The sequence below is a fragment of the Herpetosiphonaceae bacterium genome, assembly GCA_036374795.1.
Classification (GTDB): domain Bacteria; phylum Chloroflexota; class Chloroflexia; order Chloroflexales; family Kallotenuaceae; genus LB3-1.
In genome coordinates this window covers 1-8,669 of record DASUTC010000311.1, presented here as the reverse complement: position 1 = coordinate 8,669, position 8,669 = coordinate 1, and the positions used below count along the sequence as shown (strand labels likewise).

Here is an 8,669-nt window from a genome sequence, read left to right as displayed (position 1 = left end):
CGCCGAGATACAGCTCGCCCACCACGCCCAGCGGCACCAGCGCCAGGTGCTGATCCAGCACATACGCCTGCGTATTCGCGATCGGCCCGCCAATCGAAGGCGGCAAGGGATCGCCGGAGACGATCTGCGCGGCGGTCGAATAGGTGGTGGTTTCGGATGGGCCGTACAGATTCGAGAGCCGGTAGTCGCTGGATTGCTGAAAGATCCGCTCGGCCAGCGCGGCGGAAAGCGGCTCACCCGCCAGATTCACGGCGCGGACTGTGGCGGGCAGCGGTGCGAGCCGCAGCCGTTCGTCAAGGACCGAGGGCACCGTATTGACCAGGGTGATCAGATCGGCGACGGATGGCGAGAGGTCGACCAGCGCATGCTCAACCAGGATGACGGTCCCGCCGCTGCTCAGCGGCACGAACAGCTCAAAGATCGACAGGTCGAAGCAGACGGAGGTGGCCGCCAGCACACCGGCCCGCTGCTCCGGGGTAAAGTAGGACTGTGCCCAGGCGATCAGGTTGACGGCGCTGCTATGCGGAATGGCGACACCTTTGGGGGTGCCGGTGGAGCCGGAGGTATAGATCACATAGGCCAGGTTGGCGGGCACCACCCCGGCGGGCAGGCAGGTCGTCGGCTGACCGGCGACCGCCTCCGCGACCCGCTCCAGGCACACCAGCGGCACCCCGGTTTCCGGCAGCCGCGTCGCCAGCGTTTCCTGGGTCACGCACAGCGCCACCTGCGCATCCCGCAGCACGAACGCCAGCCGCTCGGCTGGGTAGCTCGGATCGAGCGGCACATAGCAGCCGCCCGCGCTGAGGATCGCCAGCAGCGTCACCACCAGCTCCGGCGTGCGCTCCAGGCAGACGGCGACGCGCACCTCCGGCCCGACCCCAAGCGCCTGCAAGTAATGGGCCAGTTGATTGGCGCGGGCGTGCAGCGCGGCATAGGTCAGGGGCTGGTCGTCCTGCACGACAGCGATGGCAGCCGGGGTGCGCGCGGCCTGCTGGGCGACCAGTTCATGCAGGCAGCAGGGCGGAAACTCCGCCGCCGTAGCATTCCAGCGCTGGAGCAGCGCGTGCTCACGCGGCGTCAGCAGCGGCAGGCGCGCGATCGGCACTGTCGGATCGGCCACCAGCCCCGCCAGCACCACCGCGAAGTGCTCCGCCAGCCGCGCGATCGTCTCCAGTTGAAACAGATCGGTTCGATACTCAAAGGAGAGGCGCAGCCCGTCTGCGGTTTCACGCGCCGACAGCATCAGATCGAATTTGCTCGTGCCGCGCTCGATGTCCAGCAGCTCAAGCGTTAACTCTGACAGCCTTAAGGGCGGCAGCGGCGCGTTGTGGAGGACGAAGAGCACCTGGACGAGGGGAAGATGGCTGGTGCTGCGCTCCGGTTGGAGCGTCTGGACCAGATGCTCAAAGGGCAAATCCTGGTTGGCATACGCCTCCAACGTGCGCGTGCGGATACGCTGGAGCAGCGCGCGGCCAGTGGGATTGCCAGTCAGGTCGCAGCGCAGCACCAGCGTGTTGATGAAACAGCCGATCAGGCGTTCGGTTTCAACCCGCGTGCGACCCGCGACAGGCGTGCCAATCAGCAGATCGTGCTGCTGAGTGTAGCGCGACAGCAGCGCTGCGAACGCGCTCAGCAGCGTCATGAAGAGGGTCACGCCTTCTTGCCGACAGAATGCCTGGAGTGTCGCGGCTCGCTGCCGGTCAAGGCGCAGCGTGTAGGACGCTCCCTGGAACGCGGCGGTCGTGGGACGCACAAAATCGGTCGGTAGGTCGAGCACCTGCGGAGCGCCCGCGAGCTGCGCTTGCCAGAATGTTAGCTGGTGATTCGGCACCTCGCTCTCAATCCACCGGCGCTGCCAGACCGCGTAATCCGCATACTGGATCGGCAGCGGCGGCAGGGCGACTGAGCTATCCTGTGTGACGGCGGCAGCGTAGAAGGCGGCCAGATCTTGCACCAGCACACCAAGCGACCAGCCATCGCAGATGCTGTGGTGCAGAGTCAGAACCAGCACATGTCGGTCGGCGGCAAGCTGAAGCAGGTGCGCCCGAACGAGTGGCCCGCGCTGGAGATCGAACGGACGCTGCACGGCCTTGCTCAGTAAGCGCTGCACCTGGGCGGCTTGCTCGGATGGAGCCAGCGTGCTCAGTGTGGCTACGGGAAGCGGCAGTGTCAGCTTCGGCGCGATCACCTGGACAAGCTCGCCGTCGTGCGCGGCTCCACTCCGGGCGAAGGTGGTTCGTAGCACCTCATGGCGCTGGACAAGCTGTTCCAGGCTCTGCTGCAAGGCCTCCCGATGTAGCTGTCCGTTCAGCTCTACTGCCACGGGCACGGTATAGACCGCCGCCCCTGAGCTGTACTGATCCAGAAACCAGAACTGCTGCTGCGCGAACGAGAGCGGGAGCCTCTGCGTGCGCGCTACGGGCACGATCGGCAACTGCTGCTGCGGATCAGGCGCGCCAAGCTTCCTGCCGATCGCCGCCGCGAGATCGCCAACCCTTGGGCTCTCAAAGAACTCAAGAACCGAAAGCTGAACCTGGAAGGTGGCCTGGATGCGGGCGAGGACCTGGGTGGCGAGCAGCGAGTGGCCGCCCAGCGCGAAAAAGTTGTCCTGCACGCCGACGGTGTCGAGCTGCAACACCTCGGCCCAGATGCGCGCGACCTCCGCTTCCAGCCGCGTGCGCGGCGCGACATAGCCTTGCGCCAGTCCAGCGCGGCTGCTGTCGGGCACCGGCAGCGCACCGCGATCGAGCTTGCCGTTGGCATTCAGCGGCAGCGCATCCAGAAAGACAAACGCGCTCGGCACCATGTAGGCGGGCAATCGATCGTGCAGGTATGCTCTGAGTTCCGCGTGCAGGCCCTCACCCCGGCGCTGCGCGCCACCCCTCTCCCCTTGCCGAGGCGCGGGGGTGGTTTGGTTCTGGGTTTGCCCAGCGGGCACCCGTTCGTGGTTCTCTCCTACGACGTAGGCCACCAGCCGCTGGTCCGGGTGCCCGCCTGCGGGCGGCGTATCGTCGCGCAGCAGCACCACGGCCTCATGCACCGCCGCGTGCTGGCGCAGCACCGCTGCGATCTCGCCCAGCTCGATGCGGAAACCGCGCAGCTTGACCTGCTGATCTCGCCGCCCCAGGAACTCCAGCGCGCCATCCGCCCGCCGCCGCGCGCGGTCGCCGGTGCGGTAGAGCCGCGCGCCGGGGCGGGTGCCCGCTGGGCGGCTGAAGGGATCGGGCACGAACGTCGCGGCGGTCAGATCCGGTCGCTGGAGGTAGCCGCGCGCCACGCCCGCGCCGCCGAGATACAGCTCGCCCACCACGCCCAGCGGCACCAGCGCCAGGTGCTGATCCAGCACATACGCCTGCGTATTCGCGATCGGCCCGCCAATCGGGACCGTCTGCTCATGAGCGTCTGGCTGACAGCGCCAGTATGTCGCGTCAATCGTCGCTTCCGTCGGCCCGTACTGGTTGTACAGCTCCACATCGAGGCGCGCAAGACAACGGTTCTTAAGCTCGACGGAGAGCGGCTCGCCACCGCAGAAGATCCGCCTGAGCGAGGCGCAGCGCTCAAGGTGTGGCTCCGCGAGAATCATCTGGAGCATGGCTGGTCCAACGTGCGCTACGGTAATCGCCTGCTCCGCCATCAGCTCGACAAGGTACGCGCTATCCTGCTGCCCTCCCGGCTTTGCCAGAACCAGTTGTGCGCCGGAGATCAGCGTGCCAAAGATTTCCCAGACCGATATATCGAAGCTCGAAGACGCTTTGTGCAGAAATCGATCGTCCTGGCTGAGTGGGAACGTGGCCTGCCGCCAGCAGAGGTGGTTGCAAACGGACGCATGATCGATCATGACGCCTTTGGGGGTGCCGGTGGAGCCGGAGGTATAGATCACATAGGCCAGGTTGGCGGGCACCACCCCGGCGGGCGGGCAGGTCGTCGGCTGACCGGCGACCGCCTCCGCGACCCGCTCCAGGCATACCAGCGGCACCCCGGTTTCCGGCAGCCGTGCCAGCAGCGTTTCCTGCGTCACGCACAGCGCCACCTGGGCATCCCGTAGTACGAACGCCAGCCGCTCCGCCGGATAGCTCGGATCGAGCGGCACATAGCAGCCGCCCGCGCTGAGGATCGCCAGCAGCGCCACCACCAGCTCCGGCGTGCGCTCCAGGCAGACGGCGACGCGCACCTCCGGCCCGACCCCAAGCGCCTGCAAGTACTGCGCTAGTTGATTGGCGCGGGCGTGCAGCGCGGCATAGGGCAGGGGCTGGTCGTCCTGCACGACAGCGATGGCAGCCGGGGTGCGCGCGGCCTGCTGGGCGACCAGCTCATGCAGGCAGCAGGGCGGATAGTCCGCCGCCGTAGCATTCCAGCGCTGGAGCAGCGCGTGCTCACGCGGCGTCAGCAGCGGCAGGCGCGCGATCGGCACTGCCGGATCGGCCACCAGCCCCGCCAGCACCACCGCGAAGTGCTCCGCCAGCCGCGCAATCGTCGCGGTGTCGAACAAGTCGGTGTTGTACTGGAATGCGGCGGCAAGCGCTCCATCGACCTCGGCGATCGTCAGCGTCAGGTCGAACTGCGCGATCTGCCGCTCCAGCGCGCACGATTCGCAGGCCATATCGCCCAGCGTTAGGGCGACGCCGGGCATGCCAAACGCAAACGCGGCCAATCCCTGGCTGTCCGTATGCGCCTTTTGCAGCGCGAACATGACCTGGAAGAGCGGCGAGCGACTCGGATCGCGCTCGATCTCAAGCCGCTCGACCAACAATGGGAATGGATACTCCTGATGCGCGAGTGCGGCCAGCGTCGTTTGCCGCGCCTGTTCGATGACGGCTAGAAATGTTGGGTTGCCCGAAAGATTCGCGCGCAGGACGACCGGATTCGTCACGTAGCCGACCAATCCGGCCAGCGTGGGCTGCGTCCGTCCCGCAACCGGCGATCCGACGACAAAATCTTCTTGATCGGTATAGCGGTACAGTATCGTCTGAAACGCCGCGAGCAGAACCATGTACAGCGTCGCGCCGCGTGCCCCGGCAAGCGCTTTGATCTGCTCAGACAGATCCCGACTCAGGCTGAATCGATGAGTCGCGCCATGATAGGTCTGCACCGCCGGTCGTGGTCGATCGGTCGGAAGATTCAAAACCCCCGGCGCACCCGCCAGCTGGCTGGACCAGTAGCGCCAAAGCTGCTCTCCGGCTGGACCTGCCAGCAACTCAGCCTGGGCGCGGACATAGTCGGCGTAGTGAAACGTGAGCGGCGCGAGCCGATGGGGCCTGCCCGCGTGTTCCGCCGCATAGAGCGCTCCCAGCTCTTGCACCAGGATCGCCAGCGACCAGAAATCGGCGATGCTGTGATGTGCGACGAGCAGGAAGAGATACTCGTGTGCGCCACGGACAAACACCAGCCCGCGCACGAGTGGGCCGCGATCGAGCTGAAAGGGTCGATGCGCTTCTTCGGCGACGCGCTGGTTGAGCACTGCCTCGCTCAAGGCGGTCGCATCTTCGACCAGCAGGTAGCTCTCGGCATCCGGCTCGATGCGCTGCTTTGGCTCTCCCTGCGCCATCACAAACCGTGTGCGAAGCGCGGCATGGCGCTCGACGAGCGCCCGGAACGCCCGTTGGAAGGCGGGCACGTTCAACTCGGCGTGAATCCGCACCGCGCCGAAGAGGTTATAGGCCGGACTCTCCGGCGCTACCTGATGGAGAAACCAGAGCGCGCGCTGCCCCACCGAAAGATCGTACACGGTGCTCACGCCGGGTGCCGAAGCACGCTCATCGTTCGCCGCCGAGATGTCGATCCGATCGATGATCGCAGGCACGATCTCGGCCAGGCACGCGCCTTCCAGCAGCCGCGTCATCGGCATGGCGACGCCGAAATCAGCCTCTAGCGCGTGCTGCACCTCAAGCGCCATCAGCGAATCGAGGCCGAGATCGATCAGCGGCTGGTGGAGATCGACCTGCTCCGGCGCGACACGCAGCGCGCGCGCTACTCGTTCCTGAAGCTGCTGCTCCAGCGGGCGCGCGCGATCGGCTGGATCACGCTCCAGCAGCGCCGTGCGGGTCAGCGCAGCCTGCTCAACTTCTTCCGACAAGGCTGGATCGAGCACGCTTCTGCCAAGCTCATCAAAGGTACTGGCGTTGAACGCGGCGCGACAGGCATGGCGCTGGATCTTGCCGCTCGACGTCTTGGGAATGCTGCCGGGCTTGAGCAGCACAACCGCATAAACCTGAAGCTCATGCTGCACGGCTACCGCGCGGCGAATCGCTGCGATCAGCGGCGCGACGTCGGCATGACGATAGTGCCGCTCGACCTCCTGCACCACCACCAGTCGCTCGTGATCGTCGAGATCCACGGAAAACGCCGCGCCGCTGCCTGCGCGTAGCGCCGCGTGGCTCTGCTCGACGGTCTGCTCGATGTCTTGCGGATAGTAGTTGCGACCCCGAATGATGATCAGATCTTTGATCCGGCCTGTGACAAACAGCTCGCCCTCGTGGAGAAAGCCCAGGTCGCCCGTGCGGAGAAACGGCCCCGCGCCGCTCTCCACGAGATACGCGCCAAAGGTCTGCTCCGTCGCGGCGGGCTGGTTCCAGTAGCCGTGCGCCACGCTCGGCCCCGACACCCAGACCTCACCGATCTGGCCCGCCCCTTGCCGGTTTCCGGTTTCAGGATCGACGACGATCGCCTGCTGGCCGGACATGGCGTGTCCACAGCCGATCAGCGTGCGTGCCGTGTCTTCGGCGACGGCTTCAACGGCCTGGTGCTTCTCAAGGGCCAGCGCGTCGAAGGTGCGGCTGGTCGGCAGTGCGCGCTTTGCTCCGCCCGTGACGATCAGCGTGGCCTCGGCCAGGCCGTAGCAGGGATAGAACGCTTCGCGGCGAAAGCCACACTCCGCAAACACGGCAGCGAAGCGCTCCAGCGTCTCGGCGCGCACCGGCTCTGCGCCCGTAAACGCGACATCCCAACTGCTGAGATCCAGCGCGGCGCGCTGCTCCGGCGTTACTTTTCGGATGCAGAGATCGTAGGCAAAATTCGGCCCGCCGCTGGTGGTTGCGCGGGTCCGTGAGATCGCTTGCAGCCAGCGGATGGGCGCTTGCAGGAAGGCGGTCGGCGACATCAGCGTGACCGGAAATCCGGCGTAGAGCGGCTGCACGATCCCGCCGATCAAGCCCATATCATGATAGGGCGGCAGCCAGATGCATCCCCGGCTCTCCGGCGTATGCTCGAACGATTGGCGGATCAGCTCGGAGTTATGCAGCAGGTTGCCGTGCGTCAGCATGACACCTTTGGGCGCGCCGGTCGAGCCAGAGGTGTACTGGAGAAACGCAAGGGTGTCGGGGCTGACCGCAGGTGGTTGCCAATCGTCTGCCGCAGCAGCCGGAACGGTGTCGGTGGTGTGCCAGCGAAGGGCGGCGAGGTCCGGCGGAAAGGTTGGCTGCTGCCGCATACTCGCTAGCAGCGAGCCGGTCGTCAGGGCGATGCCTGGCTGCGCATCCTTGACGATCGTCTGAAGCCGGTCCAGGTTTCGATTCAGCCGGGGCGGGTAGGCGGGAACGGCGACCACCCCGGCGTACAGGCACCCAAAAAACGCCGCGATGTACTCAAGTCCTGGGGGATAGAGCAGGAGCGCCCGCTCACCGGAAGCCCGCGCCTGTTGCAGCAGCGCCGCGATCGATCGTGCCTGGCGATCCAGCTCGCCGTAGGTCAGGCTGACGGCGTCTGTTTCACCGTTGAGCAGAAACGTGTACCCCTGCCGATCGGGATTGTGGAGCGCTGTGGTCCGCAGAAGCTCAATCAGCGTGGATGATCCGGAAGGAAATCTGGTATGGGCGGTGGTGATGGTCATCTCGCGTGTCGCCTTTACATCTATGTCGGCCTGCTCTTCGTTTTGAATCTATGCATTCCCCCACTCCTCCAGCAAACGCTGCTCCGCCTCGGAGATCAGCGGCAAATCCGAGATGCGCTGGTCGGGGTCGAGGATGATCCCGTGCAGCAGGGTGTGAAAGTGCTCCAGCATCCCGGCAATCGTGGTGGACTCGAACAGGTCGGTATCGTACTCCAGTGCGGCGTGCAGCCCTTCGGCCGTCTCCAGCACCGTCAAAGTCAGGTCATACTTGGTGGTCCCGTTGTCGATGGCAAGCGGCTGCGCCGTCACATCCGGCAGGTCGAGCGGCGGCAGCGGCGCATTCTGTAGCGCGAAGGCTACCGTAAACAGCGGCATGCGGCTGGTGCTCCGCGATGGCAGCACCGCCTCGACCACCTGCTCGAACGGCAGATCCTGGTAGGTGTAGCCTTCCAGACAGACCTCACGGACGCGCGCGACAAGCTGGCGGAAGCTTGGATTGCCTGAAAGATCCGTGCGGAGCGCCAGCATATTGACAAAGAAGCCGATCAGGTTTTCGATCCCATGCCGGGTTCGGTTGGCGATCGGCGAGCCGACGACGATGTCCTCCTGGCCGGTGTAGCGGTACAGCAAGGTCTTGAATGCAGCCAGCAGCAGCATAAACAGAGTCGCGTTCTCTTGCTGGCTCAAGGTAGTGAGCGCTGTCGTCAGGTCGCCGGACAGCACAAGCGCTTCGTGCGCGCCGCGAAACGATCGGGTCGCCGGACGAGAATAATCGGTGGGGAGTTCGAGCGCCGAGAGCGCATGGCCGAGCTGCGCCTTCCAGTACGATCGCTGGGCTTCGAGC

The 8,669-nt window shown here is 65.8% G+C and carries 2 protein-coding genes; both read right to left on the bottom strand.

Going from position 1 to position 8,669, the window contains the following annotated elements; all coding sequences use genetic code 11:
• On the bottom strand, positions 1–7,825 hold a 7,825-nt coding region (locus tag VFZ66_24260; protein HEX6292323.1), incomplete at its 3' end, for an amino acid adenylation domain-containing protein.
• A 48-nt stretch (positions 7,826–7,873) separates the two neighbouring features.
• The coding region (locus tag VFZ66_24255; GenBank protein ID HEX6292322.1) for a condensation domain-containing protein at positions 7,874–8,669 on the bottom strand (796 nt) is incomplete at its 5' end.